The organism is Eggerthella lenta DSM 2243 (genome assembly GCF_000024265.1).
Lineage (GTDB): Bacteria > Actinomycetota > Coriobacteriia > Coriobacteriales > Eggerthellaceae > Eggerthella > Eggerthella lenta.
In genome coordinates, this window is record NC_013204.1 from 2,515,515 (window position 1) to 2,537,447 (window position 21,933).

At 66.3% G+C, this 21,933-nt stretch carries 14 protein-coding genes; 8 read left to right on the plus strand and 6 right to left on the minus strand.

The features are described from left to right. Positions 1–105 precede the first annotated feature (105 nt). The 5 genes from ELEN_RS10755 to ELEN_RS10775 all read right to left on the minus strand — a co-directional run bounded on the left by ELEN_RS10755 (position 106) and on the right by ELEN_RS10775 (position 10,608). Positions 106–5,232, minus strand: coding sequence for a DEAD/DEAH box helicase (locus tag ELEN_RS10755; protein ID WP_049760226.1), 5,127 nt, complete (start codon positions 5,230–5,232; stop codon positions 106–108). Positions 5,233–5,453: 221 nt separating this feature from the next. Then, positions 5,454–5,918, minus strand: coding sequence for a type II toxin-antitoxin system VapC family toxin (locus ELEN_RS10760; protein WP_015760977.1), 465 nt, complete (start codon positions 5,916–5,918; stop codon positions 5,454–5,456). A gap of 1 nt (position 5,919) precedes the next feature. Continuing rightward, on the minus strand, positions 5,920–6,267 hold the full coding sequence (locus ELEN_RS10765; RefSeq protein ID WP_227101050.1) for a type II toxin-antitoxin system RelB/DinJ family antitoxin: 348 nt from the start codon (positions 6,265–6,267) through the stop codon (positions 5,920–5,922). 86 nt (positions 6,268–6,353) lie between these two features. Then, on the minus strand, positions 6,354–9,896 hold the full coding sequence (nifJ, locus tag ELEN_RS10770) for a pyruvate:ferredoxin (flavodoxin) oxidoreductase (RefSeq protein ID WP_015760978.1): 3,543 nt from the start codon (positions 9,894–9,896) through the stop codon (positions 6,354–6,356). Positions 9,897–10,194: 298 nt separating this feature from the next. Next, entirely contained in the window at positions 10,195–10,608 is a 414-nt protein-coding gene (locus ELEN_RS10775; RefSeq protein WP_233789687.1) for a very short patch repair endonuclease, read from the minus strand. A gap of 353 nt (positions 10,609–10,961) precedes the next feature. Here ELEN_RS10775 and ELEN_RS10780 point away from each other — a divergent pair, with 353 nt between their 5' ends. The 8 genes from ELEN_RS10780 to ELEN_RS10815 all read left to right on the plus strand — a co-directional run bounded on the left by ELEN_RS10780 (position 10,962) and on the right by ELEN_RS10815 (position 20,334). Further along, positions 10,962–12,563 (plus strand): ABC transporter substrate-binding protein, encoded by a 1,602-nt coding sequence (locus tag ELEN_RS10780; RefSeq protein ID WP_226844417.1) that lies wholly within the window; start codon positions 10,962–10,964, stop codon positions 12,561–12,563. An 85-nt stretch (positions 12,564–12,648) separates the two neighbouring features. After that, positions 12,649–13,533 (plus strand): SGNH/GDSL hydrolase family protein, encoded by an 885-nt coding sequence (locus ELEN_RS10785; RefSeq protein ID WP_015760980.1) that lies wholly within the window; start codon positions 12,649–12,651, stop codon positions 13,531–13,533. 190 nt (positions 13,534–13,723) lie between these two features. Beyond that, a complete protein-coding gene (locus tag ELEN_RS10790) occupies positions 13,724–14,680 on the plus strand; it encodes an ABC transporter permease (protein WP_009306325.1) in 957 nt (318 codons plus the stop codon). Between the two features lie 4 nt (positions 14,681–14,684). After that, complete coding sequence (locus ELEN_RS10795; RefSeq protein ID WP_015760981.1) at positions 14,685–16,712, plus strand: dipeptide/oligopeptide/nickel ABC transporter permease/ATP-binding protein; 2,028 nt, start codon at positions 14,685–14,687, stop codon at positions 16,710–16,712. Then, on the plus strand, positions 16,709–17,569 hold the full coding sequence (locus ELEN_RS10800) for an ABC transporter ATP-binding protein (RefSeq protein WP_009607794.1): 861 nt from the start codon (positions 16,709–16,711) through the stop codon (positions 17,567–17,569). Before ELEN_RS10795 ends, ELEN_RS10800 begins: the two co-directional genes overlap by 4 nt. Before the next feature lie 138 nt (positions 17,570–17,707). Next, positions 17,708–18,700 carry a dihydrodipicolinate synthase family protein gene (locus ELEN_RS10805; RefSeq protein WP_009306328.1) on the plus strand — a complete coding sequence of 331 codons (993 nt, stop codon included), beginning with the start codon at positions 17,708–17,710 and terminating at the stop codon, positions 18,698–18,700. Between the two features lie 12 nt (positions 18,701–18,712). After that, a complete protein-coding gene (locus ELEN_RS10810; RefSeq protein ID WP_009306329.1) occupies positions 18,713–19,663 on the plus strand; it encodes an ROK family protein in 951 nt (316 codons plus the stop codon). Further along, entirely contained in the window at positions 19,660–20,334 is a 675-nt protein-coding gene (locus ELEN_RS10815) for an N-acetylmannosamine-6-phosphate 2-epimerase (protein ID WP_015760982.1), read from the plus strand. Before ELEN_RS10810 ends, ELEN_RS10815 begins: the two co-directional genes overlap by 4 nt. A gap of 68 nt (positions 20,335–20,402) precedes the next feature. Here ELEN_RS10815 and ELEN_RS10820 read toward each other — a convergent pair whose 3' ends face one another. Beyond that, positions 20,403–21,815 (minus strand): L-cystine transporter, encoded by a 1,413-nt coding sequence (locus tag ELEN_RS10820; protein WP_015760983.1) that lies wholly within the window; start codon positions 21,813–21,815, stop codon positions 20,403–20,405. Positions 21,816–21,933: the final 118 nt, after the last annotated feature.

The following is a 21,933-nucleotide window of genomic DNA, read 5'->3' on the forward strand; positions in this document are numbered from 1 at the left end:
CGATCGTTCGGAAGGAGCCGCCCTCGGGCGGCTCCTTTTCTTGTTCGGGGCATGTAAGGCGCACAGGTTGGCGCAGTCCGTAGGCCGCCGGAGCCGTCGGAACCGTCAGAACGGCGAGACGTAGAGGCGCATGCCGTCGGGAAGGCGCACCAACCCCGCATCTTGCAGGACTTCGGCAAGCGGGGAATCCAGGATCGATCGGCCGTTGAGCGTTTCCACGACCACCTTCTTGCGGGCGCCTTCGGCTCCCGCGCGCCTGAGGGAGCGCTTCTCGTGCGCCACGAGGGCCCGCGCCGCCCGGGCGAGCGCGTCGCCGTCGTCCGTGAACGACAGCAGCGAGCGCAACCCCGCCGCAGCGTAGAGCGCCGGCACGCCGCCCAGCACGACGACGAGGCTGCCCGCGCGACGCGTCGGACGGGCTTCATGCTCTTCGGCGCCCTCGGCATCGGCGCGCGCGACCGGCGGCCAAGGCAGGCCGGCGCCGTACAGGCACGCGGGATCGTCGGCGGCGAGCACGACGGGCTCGCGTGGATCGGCCTCGCCGTCGCCCGCCTCGTAGGTGCGCAGCACGTCGATGGTCTCGCGCGCGGCGAACTGCGCGGGGCCGAGGCCCTGCACGAACGCGCCGCGCAGCACATCCCCCACGTCCTCCATCTGCCGCAGCACGGGAAGCAACGCGCCCAGCCCACCGGGCACGCCCGACAGCTGCACCACGTCGCGAGACAGCACGCCGTAGCGATCGAGGATCGATTCCACCAGCGCGATGGCGCGCACCGTGTCGTTCTCCGGCGACGGCATGATGAGCGACCACCGCCCCGTCAGAGCCGCGCCCACCGCGGCCTGCGCGGACGCTATGCCCCGCATCGTCGGAGAATCGACGGTGCGCATGGCGGACCGGCGGCTGCTCACGCGTCGACGCGGCGCGCTGCGCGGCTTGCCCGCAGCAGCGCCCGCGCCTTCGAGCGAGGCGCGCACCGGCGCGTACGTGTCGTTCGTCGCGCGCCCGTCCCACATGAGCTCGCGCATGGTGGAGGCTACGACCGCCTCGTCGACGAACTCGGGCGCAAGCCGTCGGCGCACCGCATCGACGATCTGGCGGAAGAATAAGCCGCCCCCGAACCCGAGCGCCTCCACCACGGTCGCCTCGACTGACGGCGCCGCCGAGCCTTCCAGCTTCGGCCCGTCGGACGGCGCATCGGCCAGATCGGGCCGTACGGGCGCGAACGGCGAATCGGTGGGATAGAACGCGACGAGGCCTGCGGCTTCGCGCTCGCGGGAGCTGCCAGGTCGCAACGCTCGCTCACGTCCATCGCCCTCGTCGCCTTCGCGGCGAGCGCCCGCCCACACCACGTCGCCCGAAGCCAGCAGCTCGTCGAGCATGCCGGGACGATAGTCGCGCACGCGGCTGGGGAACACGTGCGCCTCCCAGGCCGAAGCCGGCAGGAACACGCCTTCGAACTGGGCGATCACCTGGGCGAGTCCGTCGATGCCCTCGAATCGCTCCTCGCCCAGCGGCCCTGCTCCTTGCAGGTCGATCAGGAAGCGCGCGAACGCGCTCGGGCTCACCGCCTGCACGGCGCGGCGCGCTTCCGCCAACGACAGCGAGCGCAGACGCCGGAACACGCCCGTCTCGACCCAGGCGCACGCCCGCCCGTCCCCGTCTTCCCCGAAGCGGCCCTGCATGAGGCGCCCCGCCGAGGTGAGGCGGGCGAGGCCGTCCCGGGCGACGGCGACCCCGATGCCGAAGCGCGCCGCCGCGGCCTCGGCGGAGAAGGGGCCGTGCGTGCGCGCGTAGCGTGCGAGCAGTTCGTCCAGGGGGTGGAGCGCATCCTCGCCGCCATCGCTTTCGGCCGACGCCGCACGGGATCCTTCGATTTCGCGCTGCGCGCTTCGCTCGGGATCACGTAAGGGGGCTTGCGCTTGGCCGGATTGGCTGGCGGGGCGGTTGAGCGCGTCGGCCCACGGGGGGATCGTCGCGCCCAGCGCATCGCGCAGAAACGCCGCATCGTCGACGGCCGCCCAGAGCTCCTTGCCGCCCAACACGACCGTAAACGCCCGATGGGCGCGCTGCAGCTCTTCGAGCAGCGCATGCGCTTCCTCTTCGGTGGCCGCTTCGCCGCCCCCTTCGTCCGCTGCCCCGTCGTCGTCCGCTTCGGCGTCCGAGCGCATACGCAACGCCGCCTCCTCGACGGACAGCGGCCCCAGCACGCGCAGCAAGTCGGCCGCGCCCTCGATGCCGCGCATGCGCCGATCGGGAGCAAGACGCTGCAAGCCGGCCTCCACGCCGGCGATCACGTCCGCGTCCAGAACGTCGCCCAAGTCGGTCGAGCCCAGCAGCTCGCCCAACAGCGTGGGGTCGAGCGACAGCAGCGACGCGCGCTGCTCGGCGTGCGGCAGATCGCCCGCGTAGAGGTGCTCGCCCACGTACCCGAACAGAAGCGGCGCCGCGAACGGCGACGGCACCGACGTCTGCGCCTCCACCAAGCGCACCGATCCCGCCTGCACCTGCTCCATCAGCTCGTGCAGCGCCCTCATGTCGTACACGTCCTGCAAGCACTCGCGCGCCGTTTCCACCAGGATGGGGAACTCGCGCTCGCGCCGGGCGGCCTCCAGCAGCTGGCCGGCCTTGAGGCGCTGCTGCCACAGCGGGGCGCGCTTGCCCGGCGCGATGGGCGACATCAGCAGGGCGCGCGCGGCGCATTCGCGGAACCGCGCCGAGAACAGCGACGTGGAGCCCACGCGATCGCGCGCGATGCGGTCGAGCTCGTCGGGGTCGAACGCGAACAGCTCGATGCCGGGGAGGCGGGTCTCGGTCATGGGGATGCGCAGGACGATGCCGTCGTCGGCCGCCATGGCCTGCGCGTCGTAGCCGTAGATCGCCATGATGCGATCGGACACCGCCATCGCCCAGGGCTCGTGCACGCGGCGGCCGTACGGCGAATGCAGCAGCACGCGCCAGTCGCCCTGCTCGTCCTCGCAGCGTTCCACCACGAGCGTCTTGTCGTCGGGGATGATGCCCGTCGCCGCGCGCTGCGAGCGGATCAGCTCGACGAGGTTGCGCTGCGCATCGTCGTCGAGGCCGTCCGCGGCCAAGCGCTCGCTCACCGCGCAGGACACGCCGAAGCCCCCCTCCTCCGCCTCCGCATCGTCGCCTTCGATGCCCGCGGCCACCGCGCGCAGGAACGCGCCGCGCATGCGCCCCGTCTCGGCGGGCCGCCCCACGCCTTCGCCATGCCAGAACGGCAGACGGGCCGAGCGCCCGGGCGCGGGCTCCACGATCACGCGGTCGCGCGTGATCTCGCTGATACGCCACGAGCTGGTGCCCAGCGTGATGATGTCGCCTACTCGCGACTCGTACACCATCTCTTCGTCCAGCTCGCCCACGCGCCGCCGGCCTTGCGCGCCGTCGCCTTCCGGCAACACCACCGAGAACATCCCGCGGTCGGGGATGGTGCCCGCCGACATGACGGCCTGGCGCTGCGTGCCGGGACGCGCCAGCAGCCGCCCGCGCTCGCGATCCCACACGATGCGCGGCGAGAACTCGGCCAAATCGGCCGTCGCATAGCGGCCGGCCAGCATGCCCAGCACCGAATCGAAGGCCCGTCGCGGAAGCTCGGAATACGGGGCCGCGCGCCGCACCGTGTCGAACCAGTCGTCCGCCGCCAGCTCGTCCATGGCCACGGCGGCCACCGTCTGCTGGGCCAGCACGTCCAGCGCGTTCTTCACGAACGCTGTCTGCTCGATGCGGCCCTCGTACATGCCTTCGGCCGCCACGGCCGCGTCGATGATCTCGGTGCGGGTGCGCGGGAAGATGGACCCCGTCGAGCGGCCGCCCACCTGGTGGTTCGCGCGCCCGATGCGCTGCAGGGCGCTGGCCACCGACGGCGGGGCCGCCACCTGCAGCACGAGGTCGATGGATCCCATGTCGATGCCCAGCTCCAGCGACGAGGTGGCCACCACGCACGGCAGCTCGCCCGCTTTCAGCTCGCGCTCCACCTGCAGGCGCTTCTCCTTCGACACCGATCCGTGGTGCGCCTTCGCGATGACGGCCGGCGCGCCCGTGGACATGTCCGCCGTGGAGCCCAGATCCGAGCGGATGGGCGCCGCCGCGGCGTCCATATCGACGCCGCGCGCGATGCCCATGCGCTTCGCGTACAGATCGTTCAGGCGCGCCGTCAGCTTCTCGCACAGCCCGCGCGAGTTCACGAACACGATGGTGGTGCGGTGCGCCAGCACCTCGTCGAGGATGGAGGCTTCGATGTAGGGCCAGATGGAAGACGAGCCGAGACGGCTGTCGGGACTCGTCGTGCTCGCCGGGAGCGAAGACTTCGCCATGGCGGCGCGCAGGGCGCGATCGGACTTCCACGCTTCCTCCGCAGGCGCGAGGCGCGGCCCTCCCCCGCGCTTTCCCGCGCCGCCCCCCGTCAGGTCGCTTCCCCCGAACGTCGGCACGGCGGTCATGTCGCGCACGGGCACGCGCACGCGCACGTCCATGTCGGGCCGCCCCTCGGAGGCGACGACGCGCACGGGATGGGGCCCGCCCAGGAAGCGCGCGATCTCGTCGCGCGGACGCACGGTGGCCGACAGCCCGATGCGCTGCGCCGGCTTTTCCAGCAGGTCGTCGAGGCGCTCGAGACTCAAAGCCAGGTGCGCGCCGCGCTTGCTTCCCGCCAACGCGTGCACTTCGTCGACGATGACGGTTTCCACCGTGCGCAGCGTCTCACGCGCCTGCGACGTGAGCATGAGGTACAGCGATTCGGGCGTGGTGATGAGGATGTCGGGCGGGTTGCGCTGCAGGCTACGGCGCTGGTCGGGCGTGGTGTCGCCCGTGCGCATGCCCGTGCGCACTTCGGGCATCGCGCCGCCTGCGGCCGCCATGCGCGCCGCGATGCCGGCGAGCGGCGCCTGCAAGTTGCGCTCCACGTCCGCCCCGAGCGCCTTCAGCGGCGAGATGTACAGCACGCGCACGCCCTTGCCGGGACGCTCCTTCTTCGGCAAACCCGCCGTCGCCGCCTTCTCGCGCATAAGCTCGTCGATGGCGAACAGGAACGCCGCGAGCGTCTTGCCCGAGCCGGTGGGTGCGATGACCAGCGCGTTCTCGCCGCCCTCGATAACGTCCCAGGCACGCTCCTGCAACGGCGTGGGCTCGGGAAAGGCATCGAGGAACCAGCCGCGCACCTCGTCGGAGAATCGCGTCAGGGCATGAGGGGTGGGCTCGCGTGCTTCGTCCATGGCGTGCGTCGGCTCCTTCTGAAATCGGGTGCCCCCATGGTAGCGCATGAGCACCCGCCCGTCTTGCGCAATAGGCGGCTGAAACCCGCCCGTTCGCATGACGGCCCGAAGCTCTGCGCATCGCGGTGCGGATAGACGCACTGGGCACGAATCGCAATTGGCTTCACCCCGAAGGGGAAACCGACCACGTTTCACTCATATGCGTCCGATCACGCATCTCGCTAGATGACCACCTCTTCGTAGTCCAATCCGAAGTCCTTGCGCATCCAGACGAAGAATTCGTCGCAGTCCACCACTTTGATCACCGACGACTCGAAATCTTTCTGATTGCGGGTGACTATGGCATCGGCGCGCATCTCCAATGCTGATTCAAAGATAAGCGAATCTTCCGGGTCCTTCCACGAGGCTGCCAGCATCCGATCGACCTCCCGATCGCTGACGGCATGCACGTTCACGAACGTCCGCATCCCTCGCAGCTGCTCAAGCACACGCGACAACAGCGAGCGCTTCCCGCCCTCCGAGAGGATGTAGATAAGATCGGTCACCTGCGACGAGGTGATCCAGAGATCGAATTCCCCCACACGACCCGCCGTCATGAGCAAGCGAACCTTATCGTAATAAGGCTCGCGCTCATGCAGATAATCGATAACGACATTGGTGTCCAACAGGAGCTTCATGCGAGCCATATCACATCATGCCCCTCGAACGCAGGCGCTCCATCCTCACCTCTGCCTTAGTCATATCGTCGAAACGAGAAGCACGCTTCGAGGATAGAGAATCGACGAAACGAGAAGCAGCGGCCCACTTCGCCTCATCGCCGATACGACTCGAATCGGCTCGAAGGAAACCCGCCTCCCCCTCCTCGATCATTTTGTCGTACATGAGGTTGATCGCTTGAGAAGCGCTGAGACCCTCTCGCGCAAGGATGCGAGCGCCTTTGCGCTTCTTTTCATCCAGCATGCGTGCCGTAACCATAGAATCGTCCATGCCGACTCCTTTCGTGTGCTCAATTGTACAACCATTTTCGTACAACATCAACGAAGAACAACTCTCGGACGCAAAAAGCCCCCGACGCTCGTTCGCGTCGGGGGCTTTCGTTCATCGTGTTCCTTGAAAACGGCTTACGCTTCGGCGTAGACGTCCTTGAGCTTGAGCAGGTGCTCGTAGCGGTCCATGGCCGCCTTCTCGTTGCGCTCGAACAGCTCGCTGGCGCGCTCAGGGAACTCGCGGGTCAAACGGCTATAACGCGCTTCGTTCATGAGGAACTCCTGGTAGCCGCCCGCGGGCTCCTTGGAGTCCAGCGTGAACTTCTTGCCGGGCTCGGCGGCCGGGTTGAAGCGGAACAGGTTCCAGTAGCCGCAGTCGACGGCCTTCTTCATCTCGTCCTGGCAGTTCGCCATGCCGCCCTTGATGGAGTGCATCTCGCACGGCGAGTAGCCGATGATCAGCGACGGTCCGGGATAGGCCTCGGCCTCGGCGATGGCCTTGATGGTCTGGGCCGGCTTGGCGCCCATAGCAACCTGCGCCACGTACACGTAGCCGTACGCCATCGCGATCTCGGTGAGGCTCTTCTTCTTGACGTCCTTGCCCGCGGCCGCGAACTGGGCGACCTGGCCGATGTTGGTTGCCTTCGAAGCCTGACCGCCGGTGTTGGAGTACACCTCGGTGTCGAACACGAACACGTTCACGTCCTCGCCGGATGCCAGCACGTGGTCGAGGCCGCCGTAACCGATGTCGTAGGCCCAGCCGTCGCCGCCGAAGATCCAGACGGACTTCTTGTTCAGGTACTCTTTGTTCTGCAGGATCTCGGGCGCCTCCGGGCAACCGTTCTCGACAGCAGCCTCGAGCGCGGGAACGAGCGCCTCGACGGCCTTGGCGTTCGCCTCGCCATCGGCCATGGTGTCGAGGTACGCCGCGATAAGATCCTTGGTCTCAGCCGGCGTCTTGTCGTTAGCTGCCATGGCTTCCAACTTGCCGACCAGGCGGTCACGCACCGCCTCGTGACCCAGCAACATGCCCAGACCGTGCTCGGCATTGTCCTCGAACAGGGAGTTCGACCACGCAGGCCCGCGACCCTCTGCGTTCACCGTATACGGCGACGTAGCGGCCGGACCGCCCCAGATGGACGAGCAACCCGTGGCGTTCGCGACGTACATGCGATCGCCGAACAGCTGGGTGACCAGCTTGGCGTACGCCGTCTCGGCGCAACCGGCGCAGGCGCCGGAGAACTCCAGCAGCGGCTGCTTGAACTGGCTGCCCTTGACCGTGGCATCCTCGAGCGCGGGCTTGTCGGACACGTTGTCCACGCAGTAGTCGAACACGTCCTGCTGCGCCAGCTGGCTTTCCGTGGATACCATTGCCAGCGAGTCGGACGGGCACACGTTCACGCACACGCCGCAGCCCATGCAGTCGAACGGCGAGATGGCCAGCGTGTACTGCAGGCCGGCAGCGGCCTTGCCCTTCGCAGGCACCATGACGGTAGCGGCGGGAGCCGCAGCAGCCTCTTCCTCGGTGAGGGCGAACGGGCGGATGGTGGCATGCGGGCACGCGAAAGCGCACTGGTTGCACTGGATGCACGTGGCGGCATCCCACGCGGGCACGCTCACAGCCACGCCGCGCTTCTCGTAGGCGGCCGCGCCCTGCTCGAACTGGCCGTCGGCGTGGTCGACGAACGCCGACACCGGCAGACGGTCGCCGTCCATACGGCCGACCGGCTCCATGATCTCGCGCACCATCTTCACCACTTCGGCACGACCCTCGAGCGTCGGAGCCTCGTTCTCGTCCACAGCGTTCGCCCAGCTTGCAGGCACCTCCACCTGCACGAACGCCGTGGCGCCCGCGTCGATGGCGCGATGGTTCATGTCGACGACGTCCTGACCCTTCTTCATATAGGACTTCGTGGCGGCGTCCTTCATGTACTGCAGCGCCTCGTCCTGCGGGATCACGTTGGCCAGCGTGAAGAACGCCGACTGCAGGATGGTGTTCGTACGCTTGCCCATGCCGATCTCAGCGGCGAGGTCGATGGCGTTGATGGTGTACAGCTTGATGTCGTTGTTGGCGATGTAGCGCTTCGCCTCGGCGTTCAGGTGGTGCTCAAGCTCCTCGGGCGTCCACTGGCAGTTGATCATGAACGCACCGCCCGGCTTCACGTCGTTCACCATGCGGAAGCCCTTGGTGACGTAGGAGGGGTTGTGGCAAGCCACGAAGTCGGCCTTGTTCACATAGTAGGTGCTGCGGATAGGCGAGTCGCCGAAGCGCAGGTGGCTGATGGTCACGCCGCCGGTCTTCTTCGAGTCGTACTGGAAGTATGCCTGCACGTACTTGTCGGTGTGGTCGCCGATGATCTTGATGGAGTTCTTGTTCGCGCCCACCGTGCCGTCGCCGCCGAGGCCCCAGAACTTGCACTCGATGGTGCCCTCGGCTGCGGTGTTCGGGCTGTTCGGATCCTCGGGAAGCGACAGGTTCGTCACGTCGTCGACGATGCCCACGGTGAACTCGCGCGCCGGCGCGTCCTTCTCCAGCTCCTGGTAGATGGCGAACACCGAAGACGGCGGGGTGTCCTTCGACGCCAGGCCGTAGCGGCCGCCTACCACCGTGAGATCGGCGCGGCCCTCGTGCGCGAGCGCGTTGATGACGTCCATGTACAAGGGCTCGCCGAGCGCGCCCGGCTCCTTCGTGCGGTCCATGACCGCGATCTTCTGCACCGTCGCAGGCAGCGCGGCCATGAACTTCTCGCTCACGAACGGGCGATACAGGCGCACCTTCACGAGGCCCACCTTCTGGCCCTGGGCGTTCAGATAGTCCACGACCTCCTCGACCACGTCGCAGAACGAGCCCATGGCCACAATCACGCGGTCGGCGTCGGGCGCGCCGTAGTAGTTGAACAGCTCGTAGTTCGTACCCAGCTTGGCGTTCACCTGGTGCATGTAGTCCTCGACGATGGCGGGCAGCGCATCGTACACGCCGTTGCACGCCTCGCGATGCTGGAAGAAGATGTCGCCGTTCTCGTGGCTGCCGCGCATGGCCGGACGCTCGGGGTTCAGCGCATGCTCGCGGAATTCGCTCACGGCCTCCATGTCGCACATGTCGGCGAGATCCTCGTAGTCCCACACGGCGATCTTCTGCACTTCGTGGGAGGTGCGGAAGCCGTCGAAGAAGTTGATGAAAGGAATGCGGCCCTTGATGGCGGACAGGTGCGCCACGGCCGACAGGTCCATGACCTCCTGCACGTTCGTCTCGGCCAGCATGGCGAAGCCCGTCTGGCGGCACGCCATGACGTCGGAATGATCGCCGAAGATGGAAAGCGCCTGGGTGGCCAGCGTGCGCGCGCTGACGTGGAACACGCACGGCAGCTGCTCGGCGGCCATCTTGTACATGTTGGGGATCATGAGGAGCAGACCCTGGGAAGCCGTGTAGGTGGTGGTCAGCGCGCCTGCGGCCAGCGAGCCGTGCACCGCGCCGGCGGCGCCGCCCTCGGACTGCATCTCGCACACCTTCACCGTGGTGCCGAAGATGTTCTTCTTGCCGGCAGCGGACCACTGGTCCACCAGGTCGGCCATGGGGCTCGACGGAGTGATCGGGTAAATGCCCGCCACCTCGGTAAACGCATAGGAGACGTACGCGGCGGCGTTGTTGCCGTCCATAGATTTGAATTCTCTCGTCATATTCCTCTCCTTCGAAGGGGATGCTCACCCGACAAAGGCGCATCGGGGCCCCGACCTTCTGCTCTTGCTCAGCTTGCTTCGCCTGACAGAATACACGGCATTTATGATACCAGCCCGAAATCGCGTTGCGGTGCGACGAATACGATGGGCGGCACGCCGCGGTCGCCCCCGTCGGTAGGCGGCGGAAGGCTTGCGCGCGGCGGTCTGGGCGCGGTTCCGCACGAGCCGAACGGCCCAGCGAGCTGTTTGCGCGAGCAGGACCGTTCGAGCGCCAGACCACCGTGCGCCAGCCTTCTCGCTAGATGCCCTTGAGTTCTTTTCCTAGCTCCTCGGCGAGAGCGGGGAGCAGCGCGGCGAACGTGTCGTCGATCGTCTTCTTCTTGAGCTGGCATTCCCAGATCACGTGGACGGTCCAGCCTAGCTCCTCCAACGCGGCGCGGCTGCGCTCGTCGCGCTCGACGTTACGCTCGAACTTCACCACCCAGTACTCCACGTTGCTCTTCGGCATGCTGGGCTTGCAGTGCGGGCACCTGTGCCAGAAGCACCCGTTGACGAACAGCGCCACCCTCTTGCCCGGCCACGCTACGTCCGGGTGCCCCGGCACCTTCCACTGCAGCCGATACCCCGTCAGGCCAGCCGCGCGCAGGCGCTCGCGCACCAGAAGCTCGGGCTTCGTGTTGCTGCGCTTGTTACCCTTCATGGACTTGCGCACGGCCTCGTTCGAAGCGGGCGGCGCCAGCAACTTGGCGGGCGCGGGCAACGCTGGACGCGAGAGACGGACAACCAGTGCGGGAAACGGTCGGTTTTCGCGGCTGAGGAACGCCGTTAGCCAACTGTTACTTTTATCGCTCTTTCGTATCATGCGGCGCATGATACCACGTATTTCCCCTGGTGAATTATTCTCGTATTTGAACAAATATAAGAACATTGATCTTACAAGTTCTTTATTTTCTGGGGGTTTTCCCGGATAATGGGCACTGCTGTTGTGCGCGTGCGCAAGCACGCACGTACGTTCGGGGCCTCCTGCCCCGATACCGAAATGGAGGGAAACCAATGGAACAGCCTTTGAAAGCAACTTTGTCTCGCCGCACGTTCTTGGCGGGCAGCGCCGTCGCGGCGGCTGCAGCAGGCCTGACTCTGGCCGGCTGCGGTGGCGGCGGCGAAACGACGGACACCCCGTCGACCGATGCCGGCACCGACGCCGGCGCAGCGGCCCAGGGCGGCACGCTGACCGGCGCCATGGCCTACACGAGCACGAACGTCAACCCGATCGGCAACAGCTCCGCGCTGATGCTGGCCGCCACGTGGCATGTGTTCGAGGGCCTGTACGACCTCGATCTGCACACCTACAAGACCTATAACGCGCTTGCCGCCGGCGAGCCCACGAAGGTCTCCGACACCGAGTACGAGGTTGCCCTGCGCGACGGTGCCAAGTTCTCCGACGGCACGGACGTCACCACCGCCGACGTGGTGAACGCGTTCGAGAAGAACATGGCCGACGCCACCTACGGCGCCTTCCTCGAATTCATCGACACGGTGTCTGCGAAGGACGACAAGACCGTCTCCTTCACGCTGAAGTACCCCTTCGACAGCCTGCTGAAGGGCCGTCTGAGCGTGGTCAAGGTGTTCCCCGCCTCGCTGACCGAGGATGATCTGAAGACGAAGCCGATCGGTTCCGGCCCGTGGGTGTACGACACCATCAACGGCGACGACGGCGGCTCCATCGAGTTCGTGCCGAACACGAACTACAACGGCAAGTACGCCGCTACGGCCGACAAGATGCACTGGGACATCCTGCTCGACGACACCTCCCGCACCACCGCGCTGCAGGAGGCCACGGTCCAGGTCATGGAGAACGTGCCCGACGCCAACGCCGAACAGCTCATGGCCGCCGGCGCGTCCGTCGACTACATCCAGGGCTTCAACCAGCCGTTCTTCATGTTCAACACGCTCAAGAAGCCGTTCGACGATAAGCGCGTCCGCCAGGCGTTCTACTATGCCGTGGACGTGGACAAGCTGATCTCCAACGCCATGGCCGGCCATGCCGCGAAGGTGACGAGCTTCCTGCCCGAGAGCCACGAGAACTACCACAAGGCTTCCACGGTGTACACCTACGACCCCGAGAAGGCCAAGAGCCTGCTTTCCGAGGCCGGCGTCACCGACCTGAGCTTCGAGCTGATGACGAACAACAACTGGGTGAAGAACCTGGCCGCCGGCATCAAGAACGACCTCGATGCCATCGGCGTGAACTGCACCATCAACGAGACGAAGATCGACTGGGCGTCTCTGGCCGAGTCGGCCGACGTGCTGCCCTACGACGTCATGCTGACCCCGGGCGACCCGACCTGCTTCGGCAACGACCCCGACCTGCTGATGTCCTGGTGGTACGGCGACAACGTGTGGACCCAGGGCCGCAGCTGCTGGAAGAAGGCCGGCGACGGCAAGTTCGACGAGCTGCAGACCCTCATGCAGCAGGCTCGCGAGGCCACCGGCAACGAGCAGCAGGAGCTGTGGAACAAGTGCTTCGACCTTCTGGCCGAGGAAGTTCCGCTGTACCCGCTGTTCCACCGCGAGCTGGCCACGGGCTACCAGGAGACGCAGATCACCGGCTTCGAGCCCATCGCCACGACGGGCCTCGTGTTCCTCGGTGCGAGCGTGAAGGCGTAAGCGCGCGCTGTGAACCCGTAGAGCAAGGCAACCCCCAGGGCTCGCTCCGCAAGGAGCGGGCCCTTGCTTTTGAGAAAGAGGCCCTATGAGATCCTTTTCCATTCTCGGCGATTCCATCAGCACGTTCGATGGATGCAACCCCGACGGATTCGCCGTGTACTACCAGGGCGAACGCTGCGAGCAGACCGGCGTGACGTCGAGCGCCGACACCTGGTGGTCCCAAGTTATCGAACGCCTCGGCGGACGGCTGCTGGCGAACAGCTCGTTCTCCGGAAGCCTCGTGGAAGGCGCCGGCTTCCCTGCCGGAAACAGTCAAGAACGCATCGACGCGCTGGCCGAAGACGGCGTGCAGCCCGATGTCGTCATCGTGTTCATGGGCATCAACGATTACGGCTGGGGCGGCGCGACGGCGCAAGCCGCCGGCCGCGGCAACGCCGTGCCCGTCGCGCTCGATCTTGACGCCATCGAACCGCACGCCCCGGCAGCCGCCGCGCCCGGCGCGATCGACCGCTTCCGCGCCGCCTACGGGCTGCTGCTGGAACGGATGCGCGCAGCCTACCCGCAAGCCGAGGTATGGTGCTGCACGCTCTGCCCCGGACGCGTGGCCGGATGCCCGAGCCCCACGTTCGCATGGAACCTGCGCGGCGCACCGTTCAAGAGCTACAACGACGCCATTCGCGCTGCTGCGCGAGAGCACGGCTGCAACGTGGCCGACCTCGAGGCGTTCGGCATAGACTACGAGGCCGTCGACGGCACCCACCCCACCGCACGGGGCATGCGCCAGCTGTCCGTCTTGATCGCGTCGTGCATCGAAGGTGCCGAACCCGATGAACGACTGCTGCCCGCCGACCTGTTCGACGAAACGTTTCGCTCCGGGGAGCTATGTCCCGGCGAGGCATGCGTCGGATGCGAGCATGCCCGCGGAACCGGGAGCAGCTGGTTTCTCGTATGCGAACGGAATCCGTCCTAACTCGAGCGGCGAGGTCGTACCGACGGCGTCGGACACGAAGCAAGATCGTTCTTATTTCTCCGCATAATCAGTGCGAATCATATAAAATACCATTGGTTGTCTACGCCTTACCGCGCCTGCGCGCGCGATGCAGGCAGCAGTTTGTCAGTGCAAGCGGGCTTTCGAGCCCACGAAGCGAAAGGGGGATACGGTGAGCAACCTGCTACGATTAATCGGACGACGCCTCATAGCGTTGCCGATCATGATCTTCGGTGTCACCATCCTCGTCTTCTTCATCATGGCACTCTCTCCTATCGACCAAGCGTATTCGGTCCTTGGCGAGAACGCCACTGAAGCCCAAGCCGAGCAGTATCGCGAGGAGCACGGATTGAACGATCCCATCCTCGTGCAATACGGTAACTTCATCGTCGGCCTCGTACAAGGCGACCTCGGCACCTACGGCGCGAACAACGCCTCGGTGGCCGATCGCATCGGCGAAGCTCTGCCCGTCACGTTGCAGTTGACGTTCTTCGGCCTCATCATCGGCGTGGTCATCGCAGTGATCCTCGGCGTGATCTCGGCCTTGTATCGGGATCGATGGCCCGACCAGATCATCCGCGTGTTCTCCATCGCCTGCATCGCCACGCCGTCGTTCTGGCTGGCGGTGCTCATGATTTTGCTGTTCTCCTCGATGCTGCACGTGCTGCCCGCCTCCGGCCCGCTGCCCTCGCTGACGGCCGATCCGGGCGGTTGGCTGGCCCGCATGGCCATGCCCGCCATCGCGCTGGGCGTTCCCGTGGCCGGCCAGCTGACGCGCGTCATCCGCACGTCCATGGTGGAAGAGCTGGACAAGGACTACGTGCGCACCGCGCTGGGCGCCGGCATTCCGAAGCGCGTCGTGGTGGCCCGCAACGTGCTGCGCAACGCGCTGATCACGCCCGTGACGGTGCTCGGCCTGCGCATCGGCTACCTCATCGGCGGCGCCGTGGTCATCGAGGTCATCTTCAACCTCCCTGGCATGGGCATGGCCATCCTCTCGGGCATCCAGTCCAGCTACACGATGCTCGTGCAGGGCGTCGTGCTGTGCGTGGCCATCACCTTCATCATCATCAACATCATCGTGGATATGCTTTATATCCTGATCGATCCGCGAATCAGGACGGTGTAGCAACATGGTCAAACTTCGAGGAAACCTCACTGATAAGATGGAAGCCAATCCCGGCAAGGTGCATTTCCGCCGGTGGAAGGCCATGAGCATCGGATCGCGCATCTCGCTCGTCGTGCTCATCCTGATCGTCATGATCGCCGTGTTCGCCAACATCCTGGCGCCGCACAACCCGCTTGAGATCTTCACGGCACGCCAAGCCCCCGATGCCCAGTTCCTGTTCGGCACCGACGACAAGGGCCGCGACGTGCTGTCGCGTATGATGTACGGCGCGCGCTACTCGCTGATCATCGGCCTGGGCGCCACCGCCTTCGCCCTCGTGTGCGGCTCCATCATCGGCGCCGTCGCCGCCGTGGCGCGCAAATGGGTGTCCGAGGTCATCATGCGCATCCTGGACGTCATCATGTCCTTCCCCGGTATCGCGCTGGCCGCCACGTTCGTGCTCGTGTTCGGCAACTCGGTGCCCTCGCTCATCTTCGCGATCGGCTTTTTGTACATCCCGCAGATCGCCCGCATCGTGCGCGCCAACGTGGTGAGCGAGTACAATCAGGATTACGTGCGCGCCGTCGTCGTTTCCGGCGCCCGCGCCCCCTGGATCCTCGTGAAGCACGTCATCCGCAACTGCATCGCCCCGGTCATGGTGTTCACCATCGTGCTGGTGGCCGACGCCATCGTGTTCGAAGCGTCGCTGTCGTTCATCTCGGCCGGCATTCCCGAGCCCACGCCCACGTGGGGCAACATCCTGTCCGACGCCCGCGGCGGCGTGCTTGCCGGTCGTTGGTGGCAGGCGCTGTTCCCGGGTCTGGCCATCATGATCACCGTGCTGTGCCTGAACATCCTGTCCGAGGGCATCACCGATGCCATGGCTGCCGCGCCCAAGGCCCCGGTCAAGGCCGATGACGCCGCCGTCCGCGCGAACCGCGAGGCCGACAAGCTCGTGGCCGACCCCACGCTGGCATACGCCGCCCAGGCGGAGATGCTCGAACAGCGCCTCAGCGAGCTTCAGGCGATTGAGAAGACGCGCACCGACCGCTTCGAGGCGCGCACCGACGTGCCGCCTATTCTGGAAGTGAAGGATCTGTGCATCAAGTTCCCGCGCCACGGCGACGTGAACGTGGTCGACCACGTGAGCTTCGTGGTGCGCCCGCGCCAGACCATGGGTCTTGTGGGCGAGTCCGGCTGCGGCAAGTCCATCACCTCCCTTACCATCATGGGGCTGCTGGATCCGAAGGCGAAGGTGTCCGGCGAGATCCTCTACGACGGCCAGAACCTGCTGAACATGGATCAGAAGCAGATGAACGCCTTGCGCGGTCGCGAAATCGCCATGATCTACCAGGACGCGCTCTCTTCGTTGAACCCGTCCATGCTGATCAAAGCCCAAATGAAGCAGCTCACGAAGCGCGGAGGAACCCGCACGGCCGAGGAGCTGCTGGAGCTGGTAGGACTCGATCCGAAGCGCACGCTTGACTCCTACCCCCACGAACTGTCCGGCGGCCAGCGCCAGCGCGTGCTCATCGCCATGGCGCTGACGCGCGATCCGAAGCTCATCATCGCCGACGAGCCCACTACGGCTCTCGACGTGACCGTGCAGAAGCAGGTCATCGACCTGTTGAACAAGCTGCAGAAGGAGCTGGGCTTCGCGATGGTGTTCGTGAGCCACGACCTGGCGCTCGTCGCCGAGGTGGCCAACTCCATCACGGTCATGTACGCCGGCCAGGTGGTGGAGCAGGGCCCCGTGTCCGACATCCTGTGCCATCCCGTGCACGAATACACCCGCGGTCTCTTGGGTTCGGTGCTGTCCATCGAAGCCGGCGGAACGCGCCTGCACCAGGTGCCCGGCAGCGTCCCCAGCCCGAAAGACTTCCCCGAGGGCGACCGCTTCACGCCGCGCTCCAGCCATCCTGACAAGGTGTCCCAGCTGCGCCCCGTGCTCAAGCGCGTGTCCGACTCCGACCACTACTACGCCGAGCTGCCCGACAGCGAGCTCAAGCGCCTCGGCATCAAACCGTACGTCCCAGGAGGTGCCATCATATGAGCGAGCAGGAACGCGTGAACGCGGGCGTCCAGCCCGCAACGGGAGCGGGCGAACCCACCCCCATCATCTTCCTCGACGACATCCGCGTGACGTTCAAAACGCGCACGGGCTCCATCCTGCATCCGAACAAAGTGCAGGCCGTGCGCGGCCTCACCCTCAAGCTCATGCCCGGCGAAACCTTGGGCATCGTGGGCGAATCCGGCTGCGGCAAGTCCACCACGGCCAACGTGATGTGCGGTTTGCAACAGCCCACGTCGGGCAAGGTGTTCTTCAAGGGCGAGGACGTGACGAAGCGCTCGGCTGCGCAGCGCCGTCTCATCGGCCGCGTGATCTCGGTGGTGTTCCAGGATCCGGCCACGGCGCTGAACGCGCGCATGAGCGTGCACGACCAGCTGATGGATCCGCTCGTGGTGCACAAGGTGGGCGACAAGACGTCCCGCGAGCGCCGCGTGCTCGACCTCATCGAGATGGTGGGCCTGCCGAACTCCGTGCTGGATGCCCTGCCGGGCCAGCTGTCCGGCGGCCAGCGCCAGCGCGTGGCCATCGCGCGCGCCCTGTCGCTTGAGCCCGACGCCATCATTGCCGACGAGCCCACCAGCGCCCTCGACGTGTCGGTGCGCGCGCAGATTTTGAACCTGCTGATGGATCTCAAGCGCGACTTGGGCCTGTCCATGGTGTTCATCAGCCACGACATCCAGACGGTGCGCTACATTTCCGACCAGATCATCGTGATGAACGCCGGAGAGGCCGTGGAGCGCGGCGCGGCGAAGGACGTGTTCGAGCACCCGAAAGACGCCTACACCAAGCTGCTTCTGGGAGCGGCTCCGTCGCTTCTGCATCCCGAATTGGGCAAGTAAGCTTACGACGTTTCCCCTGCGCCCTCGGTTGAACCGGGGGCGCTTTTTATGTGGCGACCTGCCCTCTTGCGTTGACGCTTACGCTGAGGGAGTTTACCCTTTTACCGTTTACCGACGAACAGAGAGAGGCTTGCTCCTATGACTGATTCACCGTTTCGCGGCGTCATTCCCCCCGTCGTCATTCCGCTGACCGAGAAGCGCCAGCTCGACCTCGAGGCGCTCGAGCGCTCCATCAACCGCATGATCGACGCGGGCGTCGACGGTCTGTTCTTCCTGGGATCCTCGGGCGAGGTTGCCTTCCTCACCGACGCGCAGCGCTACCACGTTCTGCAAGAGGCCATCGCCATGGTGCACGGCCGCGTACCGGTGCTCACGGGCATCATCGACATGGAAACCATGCGCGTGGTCGACCAGGCCAAGCGCGCGACGGGCTACGGCGTGGACGCCCTCGTGGCAACCGCCCCCTTCTACGCCCTCGGCGGTCCCAAAGAGGTGGAACGCCACTTCCGCGCCATCCGCGAGCACACCGACCTGCCGCTGTTCGCCTACGACCTGCCCGCTTGCGTGCACACGAAGCTCGATCCCACGATGCTCGTGCGCCTCGGCGAGGACGGCGTGCTGCAGGGCGTGAAGGACTCTTCGGGCGACGACGTGTCGTTCCGCTGGCTGTGCCTGCAGAACGAGGACGCCGGCCACCCGCTGCAAGTGCTGACCGGCCACGAGGTGGTCGTGGACGGCGCCTACCTGGGCGGTGCCGACGGCTCGGTTCCGGGTCTGGCGAACATCGATCCGGCAAGCTACGTGGAGCAGTGGCGCGCCGCGCAAGCCGGCGACTGGGAGCGCGTGCGCGAGATCCAGAATCACCTCGCACGCCTCATGTACGTCACGCGCGAGGTGAAGGCCACCGTGGGCTTCGGCGCGGGCGTGGGCGCGTTCAAGACGGCGCTGTGGCAGATGGGCGTGTTCAACACGAACCAGATGCGCGAGCCCGTGTGCGCGCTCGAAGGCGAGGACGTGGAGCAGATCGTCGCCGTGCTGAAGCGCGCGGGACTCATGGACGCCGACGCGCCGATCCGCCAGGCGCACTGGGATGCGTGCCCCGTCTCGCCCGGCGCTCCGGCTTGCAAGTAGCGTGAGCGCCGCATGAGCGTCGAACATCCATGCACGATTGCCGCCTTCGACGTGGGCGGCACGAAGATGGCGGGTGCGCTCGTGCGCTATTCCGCCGCCGATGCGGCGCCGACGGTGGACGCCCTGCGCAGCGTTCCCACGGAAGCCCAGCGCGGCGGCAGCGCCGTGCTGGACACCCTGGCCTCGCTCGTGGCCGACGTGGTAGCCGATGCCGAAGACGACGTTGTCGGCATCGGCGTGGGGACGGCCGGGCTCGTGGACGTGCGCACGGGCGGCATCGCGTTCGCCAACGAGCTCATGCCCGGCTGGACCGGTCAGCCCGTAGCCGAGCGTCTGAGCGCGTCGCTCGGCCTTCCCGTGGCCGTGCTCAACGACGTGAAGGCTCATGCGCTCGGCGAAGCTCGTTGGGGCGCTGCCCGCGGCGCTCAAACCTGCTTCGTTATCGCAGCGGGCACCGGGCTCGGCGGCGGCATCGTGGCGAACGGCCGCGTGCTGCTAGGCGCGCACGGGTTCGCAGGCGAGCTGGGGCGAACGCCCTGCCCCGATGCGCTGGGCACGCCGCGCGCCTGCGGCACCGCCAGCGAGCTTGAATCCATCGCGGCCGGCAGCGGAATCGAAGCCCGTTACGTCGCAGCAGGAGGCGAACGCCTTGCGGGAGACGAGATAGCCAGGCGCGCCGCAGACGGCGAGGAGCTGGCACGCCGCATCATTCTGGAGGCGGGCGCGGTGCTCGGCGAAGCCATCGCAACCTGGACGGATCTGCTGGATCCGGAACTTGTCGTGCTCTCAGGCTCGGTATGCAACGCCGGAAAAGCCTGGCGAGCCGCCCTGCAAGAAGGCTTCGAGCGACAGGCGCCTTCCGTGATGCACGGCCTGCCCATCGTCGATGCCGCGCTCGGCAGCCGAGCCCCGCTCATCGGAGCCGCCGAATACCTGCTCGATACCCTGAAAGGACGATCATGACCGATCCCCTGATTTCCTCCCTGCAAGGCAAGCTCATCGTCAGCTGCCAGGCCTACGTGGGCGAGCCGATGCGCCACCCCGAAACCATGGCGCAGGTTGCCCTGTCCGCCGAACGCGGCGGCGCAGCCGCTATCCGCTGCCAAGGCCTTGCCGACATCGCCGCCATCAAAGGCCAGGTGGAAATCCCCGTCATCGGCCTTTGGAAAGAGGGGCACGACGGCGTCTACATCACGCCGACGCTGCGCCACGCGCGCGCCTGCATCGCCGCCGGCTCCGACGTGGTGGCCATCGATGCCACGGCACGCCCCCGCCTCGACGGTCGCACCTTCGAGGAGACCGTGGAGGCTTTGCGCGGTGAAACGCTGATCATGGCCGACTGCTCCTGCATGGACGACGTGCAGCGGGCGCTCGAAGCCGGTGCGGACATCGTGTCCACCACCCTGGCGGGCTACGTGCCCGGCGGCCGCGAGAAAACCGCCGGCCCCGACCTCGAGTTCCTGCGCGAGGCCGTCGCCGCGGCGGGCGACGTGCCCGTGTTCTGCGAGGGTCGCATCCACACGCTCGCCGATGCGCAGGCGGCCATGGAGGCGGGAGCCTTCGCCATCGTGGTGGGGACGGCCATCACCCACCCGCAGTCCATCACTTCCTGGTTCGCCGACGCCATCGGCTAGGACGCGCCGAATCCGATGCGCGAAGCCCTGGAGGGGATCATCCCCCTCCAGGGCTTTTTTCATGCCCGTCAGCTCACGTGCGCCTCGGCGGTGACACGCGCCTCCGGATCGTCCAGAACCGAGCGGTCGAGGCCGCCCGCAACATGCGAGGCTGTAATGCCCGCCACCATGGAGTCGCTGACGTTGAGGGCGGTGCGACCCATGTCGATGAGCGGCTCCACGGATGCGAGGACGGCCACCACCTCGATAGGAAGCCCCATCGTCCCCAACACGATGAGCGAGGCGAACGTCGCTCCCCCGCCCACTCCTGCCACACCGAACGAGCTGATGGCCACCACGGCGATGAGCGGCACGAAGAACGTAGGAGACAGCACGTCGATGCCTACGGTAGGCGCCACGATGGTGGCCAGCATCGCCGGGTACACGCCCGCGCACCCGTTCTGCCCGATAGACATGCCGAAGCTTGCCGCGAGGTTCGCCGACGCGCTGTCCACGCCCAGGGCTTTATGCTGCGTCTCGATGTTGAGCGGCAGCGCGCCCGCGCTCGAACGCGATACGAACGCGAAGCTGAGCACGGGAAACGCCTTCTTGAAGTAGGTCGCCGGATTCACACGGTTCGCCAGCAAGATGAGACAATGCACGCACAGCACCGCCAGCAACGCGCCGTAAGACACGAGCACGAACTTTCCCAGTCCGAGGATGGCGCGGTAATCGCTCGCGGCCATCACCTTCGCGATGAGCGCGAGGATACCGTACGGGGTGAGCCCTAGCACCATGGCCACTATCCGCATGACGATGCCGTACAGGCTGTCGATGAGGCTCTTGAAGAAGTCTGCCTGGTCAACGTCTTTATCGCGCAACCCGATATATGCGACGCCGAGGATGGCCGAGAAGATGACGACCGCGATGGTGGAGGTGGATCGGGCGCCAGCGAGGTCGGCGAAGGGGTTCGTCGGGATGAACGAGAGGATTTCCTGCGGCAGCGTAAGGCTGGCAGCCTCGCTCTGCTGGGAGGCGAGCGACGAAAGCTCGGCGGCATCGGTGGTCGCGGCATCGAGGAAGCCCGCATGCGCAAGCCCGGTCAGAACCGTCGCACCCCAGCCTAGCACGGCCGCAACGGTCACCGTGCCCAGCAGCACGGCCAACACCGCGAAGGCGATGCGCCCGAAGTGCTCGGTGACCTCCGCGCGCGTGAACGCCCCGACGATGGCCACGAACACGAGCGGCATGACGAGCATCTTCAACAAGCCGATATAACCCTGCCCCACGATGGATATCCAGTCGAGCGCCGTCGTGGCAGCATCCCCGTCGCGGCCGAGCAACAGCTGGATTCCCAAACCTAGCAGGACGCCCAGCCCGAGCGCGGTGAACACCCTCGCCGTGAAGCTTAGGCCCTTCGATCGCATGATCTTGAGCACGACGAGCATGGCAGCGAACACCGCCAAGATACCTGCGACGGGCACCAGCACCTCCATCGACATAGGCAACGCCCTTCCTCGTTTATCCGACGAAAAAAGTAGAGTATAGGACGAGCATGCCAAGAAGAAACCGGAAAGCCGTCAAAGAGAATGAAGCGTCACCGAACGGTAGCGCCGCCGG